This is a genomic window from Aestuariivirga sp. (genome assembly GCF_965227715.1).
GTDB lineage: Bacteria > Pseudomonadota > Alphaproteobacteria > Rhizobiales > Aestuariivirgaceae > Aestuariivirga.
The window spans coordinates 1,405,652-1,423,635 of sequence record NZ_OZ245771.1; the positions used below are offsets into that span (position 1 = coordinate 1,405,652).

A 17,984-nucleotide genomic window follows, 5' to 3' on the forward strand; every position below is an offset into this window, starting at 1 on the left:
CCGGGAGGATGACCGCATTGAATGTGCTCACCAGATCGCTTGACCGGTTGGTGTTCCGCACACCGGGAATGGCGCGGAGACGGGCCATGCGGCTGGCGGCAACAGCGCCCGAACGGTCTTTTGCGCTGTTTGCGATCGCCGCTGAGGCAGGAGATCCTGAATCGGCATTTGCGGTTGCCGAACATTACCTCGAGGGGACAGGTGTGATGCACCGGCCGCACGAGGCCGCCCGCTGGTATCATCGCGCTGCCGAACTGGGACACCTCGGCGCGCAATGCCGTCTTGCCGAACTCCTGATCCTCGGATTGCCGCAAGGCAGTCTTTCAGGCAATGCCGGCCTCTTTCCCACGATGACGGATGGCGGCGTGGACTACCAGTCTGCCGCCTTCTGGGCGCGGCGTGCCGCCGAAGCGGGTGCGCCGGAAGCGCAGGCAACACTTGCGTTCATACTTTCAGATGGTCCGGAGTCGCTGCGCGATCTCGATGCCGCATTTGAGTGGTATCGGAAGTCTGCACTGCAAAACTGTCCGCAAGGGCAGATTGGCTATGTCATCGGCCTCATGCGCCGCGCCGTGACGCCAGAGGATAGAAAGGTTGCTCATGAGCAGCTTCTCAAGGCTGCCGGACATTCGCGGATGCCGACGATCTCCTATCTGCTGGGCTTGAGTGCTGAAGGTGCAATCGGAAGGACCAAGGATGAAGCGGCGGCGCGTGAGCATTATGCCGTTGCTGCCCAAGCTGGGCTCACGCACGCGCAAGCACGCCTTGGATTGCTCCTGCTTGAGGGGCGCGGAGGCCCCACCGACCAATTGAATGGCGAAAGCTGGCTTCGGCGTGCAGCACTCGGCGGCGACAATGAGGCCGCTGCACTGCTGGGCGATATTTACGGGCGCAGCGGCACCTTGCCGCCGAATTACTGCGAAGCGGCGCACTGGTTTCGGATTGCAGCAGAGCGCGGGCACAGATCGGCCGCCAGGTCCCTCGGCATGCTCTACCTGACCGGAGCGGGAGTGGCGCGTGATCCGGATGAGGCCGCGGTCTGGTTCAAACTGGCAGCGGAGGCCGGGGACCCTGCTGCACAGGCGGATCTCGCATCGCTTATGCAATCGGGTTTGGTCATCGACGCTTCCCCAGAAACGCTGCCGATGCATGTCTGGTTTGAAGATGCAGCGGAAGGCGGCGATCTCACCGGGGCCTATAATTTCGCGGTCTGCCTTGCAGAGGGGGTTGGTGTCGAACGCGACGACCAGCGTGCGGTTCATTGGCTTCGGCGGGCCGCCGAAGGCGTGGTGGAAGCGCAGTATTGGTATGGCCGCATGTTGGCAGAAGGACGTGGCATTGTGCAGGACGACCGGCAGGCTGCAGTCTGGTTTGCCCGCGCGGCGGAAGCCGGCATGGCAGAGGCCCAGCTTATGCTTGGCGAGTTTCATGCCGAGGGCCGCGGAATGACACGCAATCATGAACTGGCAAAGGCCTGGTTCCTGCGCGCAATTTCCGCAGGGCAGGCAGATGCGATGTTTGCGCTCGGGGCCCTGCATGAGCCCGGAAGCGATCTGCCACCAGACCGTGACGAGGCGCTGCACTGGTATGCTGAAGCCGCCCTTCATGGGCATCCGATGGCGGCTCTTATGGTTGCACGCTACGTGCATCATGGTTGGGCAGGCGCAAGGAATGTTGAGATCGCCCGCCGCTGGTACGCAGAAGCCGCTTCCCTCGGCGTTCCCGAGGCAGAAGAGGAACTTGCAAGTCTCGACCGCGAGATGGCGGGCTCCCCTGCCCCTCGATCAGATCACGATTCGGAGTTCGCCCGATGAAAAGTACGTGCATTGAGGGCGATTGCCAATGAGCGCCGCCCATCAGACAATCTGCCTCAACATGATCGTCAAGAACGAAGCGGCGGTGATCCGCCGTTGCATCGATTCCGTTCGGCCCCTGATCCACAGTTGGGCGATCGTCGATACCGGATCGAGTGACGGAACGCAGGATATCATACGGAGTCTTCTGCACGGCATTCCAGGAACACTTTATGAGCGGCCGTGGAAGGATTTCGCCCATAACCGGTCTGAAGCGCTTGCACTGGCCAGGGAGATGGGCGACTATACGCTCATCATCGACGCTGACGACACGTTGGAGATCGTGCCGGGAACCTCCTTGCCGGCGCTGACCTTTGACTCCTACCCGATTGAAATTCGCGATTCCAATATCGCCTATCAACGTATTCAGCTGGTCCGCAGCACAATGCCCTGGCGTTATGAGGGGGTTCTGCATGAATATCTGACATGCGAGGGCGCGGGGCCTGGAGGAGTTCTGGCGGGCATCCTCATGCGGCGCAATCATGATGGTGCGCGCCGGCTGGACCCTGAAACATACCGGCGAGACGCCGCGGTTCTGGAGCTTGCGCTGCAAACGGAGACGCGCCCCTTCCTGATCGCGCGCTACCGGTTCTATCTGGCGCAGAGCTATCGCGACTGCCGGGAGTGGAAAAGGGCGCTCGAACACTATCTGGCCCGCGCCGGGCTGGGTTTCTGGCAGGACGAAGTGTTCATCAGCCTCTACTATGCCGCGCAGATGATGGAGCTGCTACGCCATTCCGAGCGGGACATCATAGATGCCTATCTTCGCGCTACCCTCGCACAGCCAAGCAGAGTGGAGGCTTTCCATGGCGCAAGCAAGTTCTGCCGGCTGAAGCAGAATTATGAGGAGGGATATGACATCGCAAAGCGCGGGCTCGGGACTCCAATGCCTGGAGCTGACGCACTCTTCGTCGAGCCCTGGATCTACGAGACGGGATTGCTGGATGAATACGCGCTGAATGCGTATTGGTCAGGACACTTCAAGGACTGCCTTGACGCGAGCCTGACGATTCTTCAGTCGGGTACACTTTCGCCACCCGAAGTGCAGCGCGTGGCCGCGAATGCGCGCTTCGCCAGCGATAAACTGTGGTCAGAGAGAGTTTAGGGCGCAATTATACATCATCGTGATGAGGGCCAGGGGTTCCCATCACCGCCGGACGCGGCGCGTCAGAGATCGGCGGGTTTGAACCACGCCGGCGACTGACACGAACTTTCCCCAGCGGCGGGAAAACTAAATTCCGATACGGTACTTGAAGACCAGGTTGACCTGCTGAATGTCCTGATCGACTCTCGTTCTGTAGTAGTCACTTCCGTCCCGGACCGTGGCGGTGATCGCGTCAAGATCGGTATAGCGGTATTCGATAGAGGTCGAAAGTGCGTCCCACATCCAGCCCTTGTATTCGATGCCGCCGCCGAAGGTCCAGCCGCTGATCGGCCCGTCATTCTTGGCGGTGCGCCAGCATTGGCTGGTGCCGTCGTTACAGCCGATTGAGAGCTTTGAATCGGAGTCGGCCCAGCTATATCCAACCAAGCCGTAGAAAAGCGCGTTTTCCGCGCCGAACCCGACGCGTCCACCGACGGTCCACAATGCCCCGAGGTCATAACTGAATTTGTCATGGACATCGTAATCGTAACTGTCCTGGTAGTGATAGGTGTTGGACACACCGGCTTGCTGGCCGAAATTCACGTCGCCAAAAGCACCGAGAACGAGGCCGGACCCGACCTCCAGATCGAACCCAAGCTGCCCGATGCCACGGAAGGTTGTTTCGCTGTCGCTGTAAGCAAGGTCGCGGAAGTCGAAGAAGTATTCGCAGCCACACTCACTGTAGTAGTTGCCGTAGGTGTTGAAGTCCGACCACGCCGCGCCGACACCCGCCCCCAGATAAAACGCAGTCCAGGAAGGTATAGCCGGGGGGGCCTCAACGATATCCGCTGCCATGCTTTGCGTACTCAGCAGAGCAGCCACGGCGGCTGCGAGTAAGGGTGTCCGAATGTTCATCGAGGGCCTCCGTTGACACATGTGTTACGCGCATCAGGCTGTTGTGAAGCCTTGGTCTCAGTAAGAGAGATAGCCATTGGTAACTAAGGACTGTCTCCAACTTCGTAGCGTATGCGCGTCAGGGTACGGTGGTCAAAATTGAACAGCGGCTTGTTAAAGTAAGCTCTTCGATGAGCCGGCAGGCACATGTCAAGGAGCCTGGATGACGCCAAGGGCGGGCGTCTCATAAGGACGCATATGTGGTCCTCAGTTGGCGGAATCCGCAGCGGAAGGCAGACTGTTGCAGTTGCCAGGCGCGGGAGCGTTGCGGAAGCGGGCGTCCACGAAGGCTCTCACCTGCTCCATGGACTGGCTGACGATCGTCTCGTGCGTGGCTCCGGGATAGACCGTGTAGTCAAGGCTGTTTCCCCGTGAACAGAGCGCGCGCACGACGGCGTCCGTCCAGGCGGGAAGGACAGTATCGTCCGCCGTGCCCTGGACGATGAGGGTGGGACCCGCGATCTTGAGCTTGCCCGGATCATTGGCCGCGGCCACGGCCAATACTGGCGCGAGGCTGGCGCCGGGAATGAACTGGTCCTTCGGGATCGCTGTTGCCCAATAGCCCGTGCTCACCGTGCGGGTGATGCAGGCCTCGCGCGTTTCAGGCAGGTGAGCCAGTGCTTCCGGCGTCAGGATATTGGTCAGATCTATCCCGGGATGGTTTGAAGCGTAGGACTGCAGCACATACATCGCGTAGCCCAGAGCGTATGACGGTTTCGTGGCCGCAGCCATGCCTTCCACGGTCGCCTCAATATGGGAGGCAGGCGCCATGGCCACATCGCCGAGGAGTTTCAGTTCAGGTGCATAGTCGGGACCGATGGACGCCGCGAAAAGATCTGCGTGGCCGCCTTGCGAATGGCCGATGATGACGTAGCTGGCGCCAATCCCCGGATCGATCTCACGTGCTGCGCGCATGATGTCAATCACGCCGCGGCCTGCCGGAACACCCTGGAGAAAAGGATGAAGCCCGGGGGCGCCCAAACCTTCATAGTCAGTTGCCACCACCACGAAGCCGCGGCGGACGTAGTCATCCATCAGCTTCTGCTTGGGGCCCAGGAATGCATGTTCCGGGCCGGACGGTGTATCACGCGAAGGTGCGCAGCCCGGGCCAATGCCCGTCGTTCCATGGGCCCAGCTTGTCATGGGCCAGCCGCCTCCCGGCGGCTCGCCCTGCGGAATGGCAATGGTGCCGGAGACCGCGATGTCCTGCCCGTCAAGGTTCCGGGAATGATAGAGCACGAGCAGATTGCGGGCTGCACTTGGCAAAGAGGCAGAACCCGTCAAGGCTTCCGACCTGATGACGGCGCCATGTTCCGCCGATGCAAGCGGCGATGGCGGCAGGTAGAAGGCATCGTCACCCGCCGCGTGTGCCGGGGAGGGAAGTGCACCCACCACTGCGATGACCACGCCTGCGAGGAGTGAGCGAAAAGGGATCCGTGCAGGTGCCATGGCCATCAAGTCTTCCATTGGAGCGTGTGTGGTGGCAGGCAGATCTGGCCTGAGATGAGTTCACCATCGAGTATATATTGCAGCTATTCAATATATTATGCCAGTGAGGGGCGTGAATGCCGACACGGCATTTCTGCAATATGCGCCTCGCTGCCCCGCCCACCGGTGTTCCCCGGTGACATTGTTCCCGTCACAGAGATCCGCTGGCATCGCCGTTTGAGCGGAAGACGTGGACGTTCTTCCGGTCCACGCCGAACTTTACCGTCTGGTTGCGGCTGAAGAGGCCGTGGCCGTCCGTCTTGACCAGGAACTTTTCCTTCGCACCCGGCAGGTCGAGATAGAGGATCTGCACTTCGCCCAAATGTTCCACCAGGTCGATGGTGCCGGCGAAGGTCAGCTCGCTTGGGTCCTCCCCCCCGATCCGCGTGTTCTCAGGCCGTATGCCGATGCTCATCGCCTCATCCTGAAGGAACTGGCCCGGTGCGCAGACAACTTCGGCAGAGACACCGCATGCGAGGCTGCACAGGGCGGAACCTTCCCGGCGTTCCACCACCTTGCCCGGCAATATGTTCATGGCGGGCGACCCGATGAACTGGGCCACGAAGATGTTGGCGGGTGTCCGGTACAGCTCAGTGGGGGTTCCGACCTGCTCGATGCGGCCGTCTTTGAACACGACGATGCGGTCCGCCAGTGTCATGGCCTCGATCTGGTCGTGGGTGACGTAGATCATGGTCACGTCCGGCATCGATTGCTTGAGCTTGGCGATTTCGATGCGGGTGGCGGCGCGGAGTGCTGCGTCGAGGTTGGACAAGGGCTCATCGAACAGGAAGACCCTCGGATTTCGCACAATGGCCCGGCCGATTGCCACGCGCTGGCGCTGCCCGCCGGAGAGCGCCTTGGGCCGCCGCTGCAGATAGGGCGAGAGTTGCAGGATCTCCGCCGCCTGGCGCACCCTGCCGTCGATCTCGGCTCTTGGCATTCCGGAGATGCGAAGACCGAAGGCCATGTTCTCATAGACGCTCATGTGCGGATAAAGCGCATAGGACTGGAACACCATGGAGATGCCGCGCTTCGAGGGCGCCACCGCATTCATCCGCTCGCCATCGATCACCAGATCACCCGAGGTGATGGTTTCGAGGCCGGCGATCGAGCGCAGCAAGGTGGACTTGCCGCAGCCCGAGGGGCCGACGAAGACGATGAACTCGCCCGAGCCGATATCGAGGTCGATGCCGTGCAGCACCTCGATATTGTCATAAGACTTGCGGATGTTTCTCAGCGACAGTTCAGCCATGTTGATCGTTCCAGTGTCTCTCTGCAGTGCATCTTCAGGGGGCGAGGCCGGCAAGGAAGCGGGTTAACGGGCCGGGCCTGATGTTGCGGATCTCAAGATCGTTCTTGTGCCGGACGGCCCGGCGCACCAGCCTGGCGCCCACATAGCGCAATGGCTCTCCGGGCAGGCGTGTGCGCTTGGCGAGGCCCACCAGCCCGCAGCGGCTCCACTGATCCTTCCGCCCCAGAACGAGGCTGGCCATGATCCGCCCGGCGACAGGTGTCTGCGCGATGCCGGTGCCGTTGAAGCCCATGGCGTAGAAGATATTGGAGTGGTTCTTCAGGTGACCGAACACGGGGAGATGCTGCGCCGTGCAGTCGATGGGACCGCTCCAATCATGGGCGACGGGCACGCCCTTCAACTGCGGGTAGACGCGGTGCAGCTCACGGATGTTGTCCCTGCCACCATCGGACCCGCGATTGAACGCCGCACCGATGCGGTCATCATAGGAAATGCCGCCGGTGCCGCGCCCGAAGATGACGGTGCCCTCGGGCGTGCGCTGGTAATAGAGCACGTGAGTCTGCGCATCGCAGATCGAGGCGCCGCTGGTCCAGCCGATGCGTGCGAGGATCTCTGGTGCGGGGACGGTGGCAATGATCTGGCTGCTCACCACATAGAGATAGGGGTGGAGTTCCGGGATGGCGGAGAGCCACGCATTGGCCGCCAGCACGAGCTTGCCCGCGGTGAGCGTTCCACCTGGCGTGTGCAAGCCTGGACGGCTACCCGGGATGATGCCAAGGACCGGGGTTTTCTCGTGAATGGTGACGCCCTTTGACAGCGCGAGAGCCCTGAGCCCGAGGGCGAGCTTTGCCGGATGAACCGTCCCTGCCCTCTCTTCGACGACACCCGCATAGGAAGCGGCCGATCCGGTGCGGCGCATGATCTCCGCCTGGCCCAGCGGCAGGAGGCGCGTTTCACCCTGGGCTTGGCAGAGTTCGCTGGCAGGGGCCCAGGCGCCTTCCTGTGCGTGAGAGCTTGCCGTCCACAGCCAGCCGTCGAGCCTGAGATCCATGTCGATCGTGCCGGACGCCTGGAGCTGATTGAGTTCCTCTATAGCCGCGGCGGTGGCGCGGCACAGCATGAGGGCCTCTTCCGCGCCAACGAGATCGCGCAGCATGTTGATCTCTGCGAACCAGCTGTGGACCTGGCCGCCATTTCGACCGGATGCGCCGGAGCCGCAGAAATCAGCCTCGAGGATGGTTACCCGCGTTTCGGGCGATTGCTCCTTGATGCGGAGTGCTGTCCACAGGCCCGCATAGCCGCCGCCGACGATGGCGATATCCGTATCTGCGTTGCCTGCAAAGGGCGGGGTTACCGCATCGGCCCCAATGCTCTGGAGCCAGAATGAGCGGTCGGATTTTGCCGCGCAAACGGGCGGGCGCATGGTGATCATGCTCATGCGCTTTTCACCTCCACACTGCGAATGAGGCCATCGTATTTGCCGAGCAGCCACTGCGGAATATTCTGCACCGGCTGGGGAAAGCCGCCGAGATGGGTGCAGGTTTCAGACGCGCGTTCGGCCGAACGCGCCAGCGCTTCAGCGGGCGGCAAGCCGTCGAGGACGCGGGCGGTAATGAAGCTGGCGATGAAGCTATCGCCCGCGCCGCAGGTATCGAGCACAACCACCGGCACTGCGCCCGCCGCCACACGCGTGTGACCCAGCTGATGATAGGAGCCGCGCGGGCCGCAGGTGATCACCACCTCGCGTGCGCCGGCGGCGCTGAAGGCAGCGAAAAGCGGCTCCACGGGTTCCAAAGGATCATCGGGGCCGGAGGCGAAGACCAGCGGCACGCCTTCGAGCGGAAGTGCGAAATGGCGCGTCGACAGGTCGATGCTGAAGGAAATATCATCGGCCACGAGACGGCGGACGAGTTCCGCGCTGGCGTTGGTGCCGAGATGCACCCAATCAGCATTGCGCAACGCATCATACCGCCGCTGCTCCGGAATATAGTCTTCGCCCACGCCCAGCGATTCGAGGAGGAAGCGGCGCTCGCCCGCATCATCTGCGAGCAGCGTCACCGCGGAGGGGCCAGGGCGGATCTCGACGTCACCAGGCTCGAGCCCTGCCGCTGCGATGGCGGCAAGCGTGATCGCTGCTTCCGGGTCCTGGCCGACAGCACCGAAATAGCGTGCATTTAACCCGTGCCGGCGCCACTGCACGGCGACATTGAGCGCATTGCCGCCGACCGCGAGAAAACCCTTGGTGAGATAGACATCGAGACAGTTGTCGCCGACGGCAATCAGCTTGGGGTTGGCCTTGCTCATGCAATCACGTCCTATTTTCCGATGCCTTCGGCCAGGCCGCGGATGAAGAAGCGCTGCGCTGCGAAGAAGGTGATGACGATGGGGAGTGCCGAGAGCGTCATGGCGGCGAAGACCACGGCATAGTTCGTCCCGTGCTTTGCCATGATGGAGGTGAGGCCCACGGGCAGGGTTTGCAGATCCGCTCCGCTGGTGAAGATCATCGCGAAGAGATATTCGTTCCAGGCGAAGAGTACATGCAAGATGACGCAGGAGACGATGACCGGCTTGCAGAGCGGAAGTATCACCCGCCAGAAGATCTGGCCCTCGCTGGCGCCGTCCATGATGGCGGCCTCATCAAGGTCGCGCGGGAGGCCCAGCATATAGGCGCGGATCAGGAAGGTGGTGAAGGGGATGCGGAAAGCAGTGTAGAGAATGATCAGCGCCCAGTAGGTATTGTAAAGGCCCAGATCCTGCATCATCCGCACCAGCGGGATCACCGCCACTGTGGGGCTAAGCATGAGGCCCCCGAGCACGATTCCAACAAAGAAGGGCTTCCCCGGAAGCCTCGAACGCGTGAGGCCGTAGGCCGTCCAGGCGCTGATCAGAACGGTGCAGAGGGCAGAGGCCGCAGTGACGATGGCACTCGTCGCGATATAATTGCGGATGCCCTGGTTCCAGGCTGCGATATAGTTCGTCAGGCTGAAACCACCCGGCAGCGCGAAGGGATCTCCAAAGATTTCCGCATTGGTCTTGAAGCCGTTCAGCGCCATCCACAACAGCGGATAGAGCACGACGATGCCGAGGCTCACCAGGAAGGTGACGAGGCAGGTCTTTGCCAGAACAGCCGCAAAATCCGGGCGGCTTTCGGCGCGCGGCAGAGCGGCAGCGCTCACAGCTCCACCCTCCGGCGCCTTGTGTACCAAAGCTGAACGAAGCCGGTCACCAGCGTGATGGCGAAGATCACCGCGGCGATTGCGGCGCCATAGCCAAAGTCATTCTCGATGAAGCCCTGCTGGTAAAGCCAGGTTCCCAGCACTTGGCTGCTGTTGTTGGGGCCTCCTGCGGTCATCACCATGACTTCGTTGAAAACCTGGAAGGCGCCGGCGACCGTGACGATGACCATGAGCCCCGTCATCTCGCGGGTGAGTGGAAAGGTGATGCTCCACAGGCGCCGCCAGGTTCCGGCGCCATCCATGATCGCGGCGTCATAGAGTTCCCGCGGAATCTTCTGGATGGCGATGGCGAAGAGAAGCGTTGAATAGCCGAAGCCCTGCCATTGGCTCATGGCAATGATGGCATAGATCGTGGTCTGCTCATCGCCGAGCCACGGGCGGGCCCAGCTGGCGAGGCCCAGCTGGGCCAGGCCCGAATTGAGGAGCCCGATATCCGGCTGGTAGATGAAGTAGAACAAAAGCCCGGTAACGGTGATGGAGATGGCAGATGGCACGAAATAGACAGCGCGCCAGAAGCGCCGCCACCCTTCCGCGTCCAGCCCCTCGATCAATGCTGCGAGCACGAAGGCGGCGAAGACCTGGAAGATGACGGAGATCACCGCATAGAGCGTGTTGTTGACGATCGCGGTCCAGACGATGGGATCGCCCAGCAGGCGGCGATAGTTGTCGAGGCCGATGAATTCCGTCTCACCGGTGAAGATATCCTGCTTCTTGGTACTGACGATGAAATTGTCGATGATTGGATAATAGACAAACCAGATGAGCAGGATGAGGCCAGCCACCACCCAGCGGAACGACAGGGAGCCGCCGAACAGGCTAGGCCCTGCTGCTTCCCGCCGCACCGGAATGGCAAGGCCGCTTGCCGCGGCCTTGCCCCCGTGCTGGTTTTCCGATGCGGTCATCTCCGGTCCTACTTCGAGGCGGCAGCCGCTTCCTTGACGCTTGCCATCACCTCTTCAGCGCTCTTCGTTCCTCCGACCAGCGCCTGGAGGCCTGCGAGCCAGGCTGCTGCCACGCGCGGCGGGTTCGCGGTGTCGAGCCAGGGCATCAGATAGGACGAGTCGGCAATCACCTGCAGGCCGCCGACAACGGCAGGACTCATGGTATCTGCCGAATAGCCGCCGACCGTTGCACTGGGCTGGCCATAGGGCGGTGCCGAGAGGATTTTGCCATTCTCGGGCGAGGTGACGAAGCGCATGAAATCAATGGCCAGGGGAATGTTCTTCGAGGCCGTGCTGATCATGTAGCCTTCGGGTGCGCCTTCGATCGACTTGACGTCACCCTTGGCGTCCTTCGGGGGCGGCAGCTTGAAGAAGCCGAAATCCTCGCGCTTCAGGGCACCATCTGCCGTGGACTGATCGAATTCGATGATCTCCTGATAATACATGGCCGATTTGCCGTTGCTGAACTGCTGCAAGGCCGAGGCATAGGACGAGCCATTGGTGCCCGCGCCATCCGAGCATTCGTCAATCAGCTGCTTGAACTGATTGAGGCTGGTGACATAGCCCGGGTCACTGAACTCCGCCGTTGCCGGAACGAAGTCCTTCTCTAGCGTGGCCTGCGGCACATTGTAGGAGAGGAGCTGGCCTGCATAGTGAACGCCCGGCCAGCCTTCCTTGTTGCCGAAGGAAATGGGTGTGACACCCGACTTCTTCAGCGCCGCGCAGGCGCCGAGCAGGTCTTCGAAGCTCTGAGGTTCGGACACGCCAGCTGCTGCGAACAGGCTCTTGTTATAACCCATGAACTTGGCGTCGAGATAGAGCGGGATGCCATAGAGCTTGCCGTTGTAGGTAAAGGCGGAGACGGCGGCAGTGGCCAGCGTCTTGCCCCAGGGCGTGTCCGGCCCGATGACGGGGGTCAGGTCCACCGCGCGGTTGCCGCGCACGAAATTCTCGCCCCAGCTGCCCGTCCAGCTAAAATAGACGTCGGGCAAGGAATTGGAGGCGACGAGGGCCTTGGTCTTGCCCTTCACGCTGTCATCGCTTTCCTGGATCAGCTCAACCTTGACGCCAGGATGGAGCTTTTCATATTGGGCAGCGGCATCGACGAAGAAGGGGGAAAGCTGCTGCAGGCCGAACTTCGTCAGCACACTGACAGTGCCCGAATAGTCGATGGCCGCGTTGGGGTCCGCGGCAACCGCCTCTGCGGCTGATGCGAGATTGGCACTGCCGAATAAGACGGCCGCTGCGACAAGCGACGCGAGGCAGGTGGTGCTGGAGAACATCCTTAGCATTGTCGTTTCCTCTCTGTTGTTTTTTGCTTCATCGGTTCCGGCGGGGTGTTTCAATACTCAACCCGCTTGTAGTAACGGCGCGTGGTCAGCGGATGATCCCGGAGGATTTCCAGATGCGCGCTGAGACGCTCCAGCATGGCGGCCAGGATCACCGGCGAAATCAGGCTACGTGTCCGGTCCGACACGCCCGGCAGGCTGGCCGTTGCCGCATCGAGAACGCGGACCTTGTCCGTATAGCGGCGGGCGAAGTTTTCCACCCGGTCACCCAGGGGACGGCAGGCATCCTCGCCCTTGAAGACGAAAACGCTGACACCCGGCTCCACCAGCTCCAGCGTGCCGTGGAAGAAATCGGCAGCGTGAACTGGACGGGTGCGGATCCATTGCATTTCCTCGAGGATGCACATCCCATAGTAATGGGCTTCCGGCCAGACGGAACCAGCACCGGTGAAGATGTGGTAGTTCTCGTCCTTGATCTCCGAGGCGAGCGCGGCGGCGGCCGTCTCATAATTCTCCTTCACCGTCACCAGCAGTTCCGGCAGGCGCTTCAGTTCAGCGGCGACGGCTTTGAAATCCGCGAACTCGCCACGCTCTGCCAGCAGGGACAGGACGATGAGGAGGGTCTGGAGATAGAAAGATTCCGAGGAGGTGTCGTCCTCGGCGAAATTGGTGAAGTTGTAATCGGCGTCGCGCCCGAGCGGGGTGTCTTTGTGGCCCGTGAGCGACAGCGTCTTCACCCCGCGCGCCTTGAGGAAGGACAAGAGCTGCACTGACTCCTTCGTGGTGCCCGAAAGTGACGGCAACACCACCAGCGACCTTTCGTTCAGACCCGCCGGCGGCTCCAGGACCACTTGAGCGGGGAAGGCAGCCGAAACGGGCATGATGGTGGCCGAACGGGCAAGCTCCACGGCTGGAAGGGTGAGGAACTGCACGCCGCCCGTTCCCATGAAGAACACGCGCTCGAGCCCGCCCTGCAGCAGTTCCCGCATCATGGCAGGCAGAACCTCAGCGATGGCAACTGCTCCGCTTTGGATTTTCACATAGCGGTCCTTGTCGAAGTTGAGCATTCCAGACTTTCCGTTTCTTGAATGTGAGATCGATCTCACAATTAAGTCACAAGATTCGTCCCTTGGCAAGTGGTGAGGACTAATCTGCAAAAAACCTCGATGTATCAGCGCTGTGCAAGGGCTCTTACCGAGCCGCGCAACGTCAGTTTGGTCTCAAAGCGGATATTGCGCACCGGGCCATCCAGGTTGGAGAGCCGGTCAAAGAGGAGCCCCGCCGCGGCACGCCCGATCTCTGACACCGGCTGAGAAACGACGGTGATCTGCGGATCGGTGAAGGTTGCCAGATCGAAGTCGTCAAAGCCGATCAGCGACACATTGTGCGGAATTGAAAGCCCCATTGACCGAAACGCGAGGAGGGCTCCCTGAGTCATCAGGCTGTCCACCGTGAAGAGCGCGGTGGGCGGCGCCTTTTGGTTGAAGAGGCGTATGGTTGCGTCCACGGCGCGCTCCACCGTCGAGTGGGATACCGAGATCATGCGCTCGTCCGCGGCGATGCCCGCCCCGGCTAGGGCCTTCAAGTAGCCGCTCATGCGCTCCCGCGAAGTGAAGATCCGCGTATCGTCCTGCAGGAGGCCGATCCGCCGATGGCCCATGGCCAGCAGATATTCGACGGCCTTCCGCGCGCCCCCTTCATTGTCCACCACGACGCTGTCACAGCGGATCCCTTCCGCAACACGGTCGATCATCACGAGGGGGATGTTTTCCGCAATCAAGCTCTTGAGATGGAGACTGTCACCCGTCGAGGTGGGGGCGACGATGAAGCCACGGATCGAAAGGGCGCGAAGGCTCGCGAGCAGTGAAATCTCCTGTTCGGCCTCCTCTTCGCTGCTGCCGATCACGAGATTATATCCGCACTCGCGGGCGAGCACCTCAACATCATGAGCAATGTGCGCAAAGAAGGGATTCTGAATATCGCCGACGATGCACCCGACGATGGGCAGCTGGCCGCTGCGCAGAGCCTGTGCAAGGCGATTGCCCCTATAGCCCAGCTTCTTTGCCGCCGCCTGAACTTTCAGGGCAGTTTCATCGCCCACATAGCCATAGCTGTTGAGAGCACGTGCTGCCGTGGCACGCGAAACTTCTGCGAGAGCCGCGACATCCTTCAACGTTGCAGGTTTGCGCACCATCTCCATTCCATCGCCAATCCAGCCATCCCAACCTTACAGCCTTGTAGCTTCGCGCTTGCGGCAGGGATAGCCCTTGGTCCGCCTGATCTTGTTGGGGCGCTCGTACCTGTTGACACCTAGGACTCGGCGGCGAGGCGTTCTGCGACCAGTTCATCGGTGATGAGAACATGCGGACGGAGCAGTTTCATTGCGCCGCGGATGACGCCATATTTCTGCCAGCCGCCCGATGCGAGGACGAGCTTTCTAGTCCCGCGGAGGTCACGCGGGTCCACCGCGACCACGCGGTCATTCACGGGGTGATCAATGATGTTGCCATCAATGTCGATGAAGCGGCAGAGCACGTCACCCACCGCACCCTGGCGCTCGAGTGCTGCGATCTCCTCGGTTTCCAGCAGAAGATATTCCGAGACGGTGGAAAAGGGCGACAATTCGCCGACGCTGATAATTGCCATGTCGAGATGCTTGGCCCGGCGGAAGATTTCCTGAATGCCAGGGTGGGACAATAGCGCCTCACGCGTGCGGTGGTCCGGCGCGAAGACGGGTGCCGCCATGAGATAGCATTCGGCCGACAGCCGGTCTGCCAGCCGCCATGCGAATTCCGACGGATTGGCGCCGCTGACCCGGGTGAGGCCGCCCAGCATGGACATGATGCTGATGCCGGCACTCTCCTGCTGGGGAATGGATGGCAGGCTGGCGCTCAGCGTCTTGCCCCAGCCGAGGCCGATCGTCATGTTCTCGCGGATGTTGCCGGAGATGTAGGAGCCGACAATCGCCCCGATGATGTCACCCGTGGCGGCGGCGTTCTGGGGTTTCGGGATGACGATGGCCCGCTCGAGCCCGTGGCGTGTTTCGAGCATGCGCTCAAGCTCGATACAATGGCTGAGCTTGGTGGTGACCCTGATTTGGACGATGCCGCTTTCACGCGAGGCCGCGAGGAAGCGCAGCACGCGGGAGCGACTGAGGCCCACGGTTTTCGAGATTTCGTCCTGGGTCATCCCCTCCATGTAATAGAGCCAGGCGACCTTGGTCTTGAGGTCATCGTTCAGGTCGCTGCGGCTGGCGGTCGTGTCCAAGTTTGCCCATCCCGGAAAGAATCGCATGGGCGGGCCCTCACCCGCCGTCTGAGAGACAGCTTATACGAGGTATCTGCCAGCTCGCCAGATGGTTGTTCACCGTCATGCCCTGCCCGCTGCTAGTCCCGGCGGCGGAACAGATCGACCAGCACGGCCAGCAGCACCACGAAGCCGACGATGACCCGCTGCCAGAAGCCGGATACATTGAGAAGCACCGTGCCATTGGCCAGCACGGCAAGCAGCAGCGCACCCAGCATTGTGCCGATGATCGAGCCCTGACCGCCGCGGAGGCTGGTGCCGCCCAAAATTGCCGCCGTGATGGCACCCATCAGCCAGCCCTCGCCCACCGAGGGCTGGCCAGCATCCATGCGGCTGGCATAGAGGATGCCCGCCAGAGCGGCCAGCATTCCAGCAAGCCCAAAGGCAATGAACTCCACCCGCTTGACATGAATACCGGCAAGTATCGCCGCCTCGCGGTTGCCGCCCACGGCAAAGACATTCCGGCCGAAGCGGGTTTGCGTCAGAAGCCAGATCAGGAAGATACCAAGGGCCACGAAAATAACGACGGGGAACGGAACGCCGAAAATATCACCTTTGCCGAATATGGTGAAATCCGGCCCCAGCGGCCGGATCGGATAGCCCTTTGTGATGACGAGGGTGAGGCCGGCGAAAATCTCCCATGTCGCAAGCGTCACGATGAAGGGGTTGAGCCTGAGGCCAGCGGTGAAGATGCCGTTGATCAGCCCCAACCCGAGGCCAAAGGCCATCGTGAGCGGAATGACGAGATATGGATGAATGCCCAGAGACGTGAGCATGAGGGAGCCTGCGATGGCGGAAAGTCCTGCCGCAGCACCTACCGAGAGATCGATGCCGCCAACCAGCAGCACCATGGTCTGGCCCAACGCCACCAGGCCCACAAAGGCCGCCTGACGGGCCACGACCGCAGCATTGTACGAAGACAAGAAATTCTCCGTGGCGAAGGAGAGAACCAGCATGAGAGCAATCAGCGCGACCAGAATGCCGCTCGCCTCCCAGCGCCAGAAGCGGGCGAGGAGACTGGTGTTGCGCTTGGCCTTTACCGGGGTGCTCCCGGTCGCGTGTGTCGATGTCATGGGTCGAAATCCTCTTGTTCCTAGGCCATCGCCAATTGCATCAGTCGCTCGGGGCTCGCCTCGCCTGCATCGCAAACACCCTTCACGCGGCCCTCGTGCATGACGATGATCCGGTCCGACACATCGATCACCTCCTCAATCTCGGAGCTGATGAAGATGATGGACAGTCCGCTTTCGGTGAAGCGGCGAAGTTCACGCTGAATCTCGAATTTGGCGTTGACGTCGATGCCGCGGGTAGGCTCGTCCATGATCAGGATCTTCGCCTTCTTCATCAGCCAGCGGGCAATGATGACCTTCTGCTGATTGCCGCCCGAGAGCGATGTGATGCGGTCCTTCGGACTGCCGATCTTGATCTTGAGGCGGTTCACATAGTCCTGCACTTCGGCGAACATGTCTGCCATGCGCATGCGCAGCAGCGAGCGGAACTGTTCCAGATTGGGCATGGCCATGTTCTCGGCGATGGAAAGGAGCGGAAAGATGCCCTCCTGCTTTCGCTCCTCCGGCAGGTAGACGAGGCCCAGGTTGATGGCTTCCGCGGGCGAGCGGATGTTGCGTTGCTCTCCGAAAATCTCGATCTGGCCGGCATTGCGTTGGGTGAGGCCAAAAATGCATTTCGCGACTTCAGTGCGGCCCGCGCCTACGAGGCCTGAGACACCAAGGATCTCGCCCTTGCGGAGATCGAAACTCACGTTCTCGAATTCCCCTGCCCGGCTCAAGCCTTCGACCCTGAGCACAGTTTCGGCATTGGCCAACTGCGGGCGGGACTGGCGCGCCGTGCGGCTGACCTCGCGCCCCACCATGTGGTTCACCATTTCTTCCTTTGTGGTGGTCCGAGGATTGAGCTCTGTGATGAAGGCGCCATCACGCAACACCGAGATCCGGTCCGACAGGGCGAGGACTTCGTCGAGGCGATGAGAGATATAAAAAACGGAGCCGCCGCTGCTGCGGAAGCTGCGGATGTAGCTATAGAGCTTTTCGGTTTCCCGGTAGGTAAGGGCCGCCGTCGGCTCATCGAAGATCAGGATCTTGGCATGGGTTGCCGCGGCGCGCGCGATCTGCACCAATTGCTGCTGCGCCTTGCTGAGGTGATGGACGGGACTATCAGGATCGATCGTATCATCAACCGCATGAAGATGCTCGACCGCCACGTTGCGGGTTGCGCGCCAATCAATATGAATGCCCTTCGTGCGCTGGGCTCCGAGCAGGATGTTCTCAAAGACGGTGAGTTGGGGAATGAGGCTCACCTCCTGCGGTGCAATGCCCACGCCGGCGTTCTGCGCATCGATGGGCGAATGGAAGACGGCGTTCTGCCCAACCCGCGCAAGCTCGCCCTCGCTGGGCTGCAGCTTGCCGCAGAAGATGTTCATGAGCGTGCTCTTGCCGGCGCCATTCTCACCGATGATGGCATGAACCTCTCCCTCATGGATGCCGAGGGAAACGTTCTTCAACGCCTGCACAACGCCGAAGTTGCGTGACACGTTGCGGGCTTCGAAGGCGAAGGTCGGCAT

At 61.4% G+C, this 17,984-nt stretch carries 15 protein-coding genes; 2 read left to right on the plus strand and 13 right to left on the minus strand.

Going from position 1 to position 17,984, the window contains the following annotated elements; all coding sequences use genetic code 11:
• The first annotated feature begins 8 nt into the window (after nt 1-8).
• Nucleotides 9-1,814 (plus strand): tetratricopeptide repeat protein, encoded by a 1,806-nt coding sequence (locus ACO06F_RS06770; protein ID WP_421695926.1) that lies wholly within the window; start codon nt 9-11, stop codon nt 1,812-1,814.
• Between the two features lie 28 nt (nt 1,815-1,842).
• Complete coding sequence (locus ACO06F_RS06775; protein ID WP_421695927.1) at nt 1,843-2,958, plus strand: glycosyltransferase; 1,116 nt, start codon at nt 1,843-1,845, stop codon at nt 2,956-2,958.
• A 126-nt stretch (nt 2,959-3,084) separates the two neighbouring features.
• On the opposite strand, the gene ACO06F_RS06780 is transcribed toward ACO06F_RS06775, so the two are convergent.
• The 13 genes from ACO06F_RS06780 to ACO06F_RS06840 all read right to left on the minus strand — a co-directional run bounded on the left by ACO06F_RS06780 (nt 3,085) and on the right by ACO06F_RS06840 (nt 17,984).
• Nucleotides 3,085-3,852 carry an outer membrane protein gene (locus tag ACO06F_RS06780; RefSeq protein ID WP_421695928.1) on the minus strand — a complete coding sequence of 256 codons (768 nt, stop codon included), beginning with the start codon at nt 3,850-3,852 and terminating at the stop codon, nt 3,085-3,087.
• A gap of 246 nt (nt 3,853-4,098) precedes the next feature.
• Entirely contained in the window at nt 4,099-5,346 is a 1,248-nt protein-coding gene (locus tag ACO06F_RS06785) for a lipase family protein (RefSeq protein ID WP_421695929.1), read from the minus strand.
• Between the two features lie 184 nt (nt 5,347-5,530).
• Entirely contained in the window at nt 5,531-6,631 is a 1,101-nt protein-coding gene (locus ACO06F_RS06790) for an ABC transporter ATP-binding protein (RefSeq protein ID WP_421695930.1), read from the minus strand.
• Nucleotides 6,632-6,665: 34 nt separating this feature from the next.
• Nucleotides 6,666-8,069 carry an NAD(P)/FAD-dependent oxidoreductase gene (locus ACO06F_RS06795; protein ID WP_421695931.1) on the minus strand — a complete coding sequence of 468 codons (1,404 nt, stop codon included), beginning with the start codon at nt 8,067-8,069 and terminating at the stop codon, nt 6,666-6,668.
• Entirely contained in the window at nt 8,066-8,935 is an 870-nt protein-coding gene (locus ACO06F_RS06800; protein WP_421695932.1) for a PfkB family carbohydrate kinase, read from the minus strand. Before ACO06F_RS06800 ends, ACO06F_RS06795 begins: the two co-directional genes overlap by 4 nt.
• Nucleotides 8,936-8,946: 11 nt before the next feature.
• A complete protein-coding gene (locus ACO06F_RS06805) occupies nt 8,947-9,807 on the minus strand; it encodes a carbohydrate ABC transporter permease (protein ID WP_421695933.1) in 861 nt (286 codons plus the stop codon).
• Nucleotides 9,804-10,769 (minus strand): carbohydrate ABC transporter permease, encoded by a 966-nt coding sequence (locus tag ACO06F_RS06810; RefSeq protein ID WP_421695934.1) that lies wholly within the window; start codon nt 10,767-10,769, stop codon nt 9,804-9,806. The genes ACO06F_RS06805 and ACO06F_RS06810 overlap by 4 nt, the downstream gene beginning before the upstream one ends.
• Before the next feature lie 8 nt (nt 10,770-10,777).
• Nucleotides 10,778-12,100 carry an ABC transporter substrate-binding protein gene (locus ACO06F_RS06815; protein WP_421695935.1) on the minus strand — a complete coding sequence of 441 codons (1,323 nt, stop codon included), beginning with the start codon at nt 12,098-12,100 and terminating at the stop codon, nt 10,778-10,780.
• Nucleotides 12,101-12,150: 50 nt separating this feature from the next.
• Nucleotides 12,151-13,164: an SIS domain-containing protein gene (locus tag ACO06F_RS06820; protein ID WP_421695936.1), complete on the minus strand. Its 1,014-nt coding sequence runs from the start codon at nt 13,162-13,164 to the stop codon at nt 12,151-12,153.
• A gap of 104 nt (nt 13,165-13,268) precedes the next feature.
• Nucleotides 13,269-14,291 carry a LacI family DNA-binding transcriptional regulator gene (locus ACO06F_RS06825; protein WP_421695937.1) on the minus strand — a complete coding sequence of 341 codons (1,023 nt, stop codon included), beginning with the start codon at nt 14,289-14,291 and terminating at the stop codon, nt 13,269-13,271.
• Nucleotides 14,292-14,407: 116 nt separating this feature from the next.
• The gene (locus ACO06F_RS06830; RefSeq protein ID WP_421695938.1) at nt 14,408-15,364 is read right to left on the minus strand and encodes a sugar-binding transcriptional regulator; all 957 of its coding nucleotides are present in this window, start codon (nt 15,362-15,364) and stop codon (nt 14,408-14,410) included.
• Nucleotides 15,365-15,483: 119 nt separating this feature from the next.
• Nucleotides 15,484-16,476: an ABC transporter permease gene (locus ACO06F_RS06835; RefSeq protein ID WP_421695939.1), complete on the minus strand. Its 993-nt coding sequence runs from the start codon at nt 16,474-16,476 to the stop codon at nt 15,484-15,486.
• Between the two features lie 20 nt (nt 16,477-16,496).
• Nucleotides 16,497-17,984 carry a sugar ABC transporter ATP-binding protein gene (locus tag ACO06F_RS06840; protein ID WP_421695940.1) on the minus strand — a complete coding sequence of 496 codons (1,488 nt, stop codon included), beginning with the start codon at nt 17,982-17,984 and terminating at the stop codon, nt 16,497-16,499.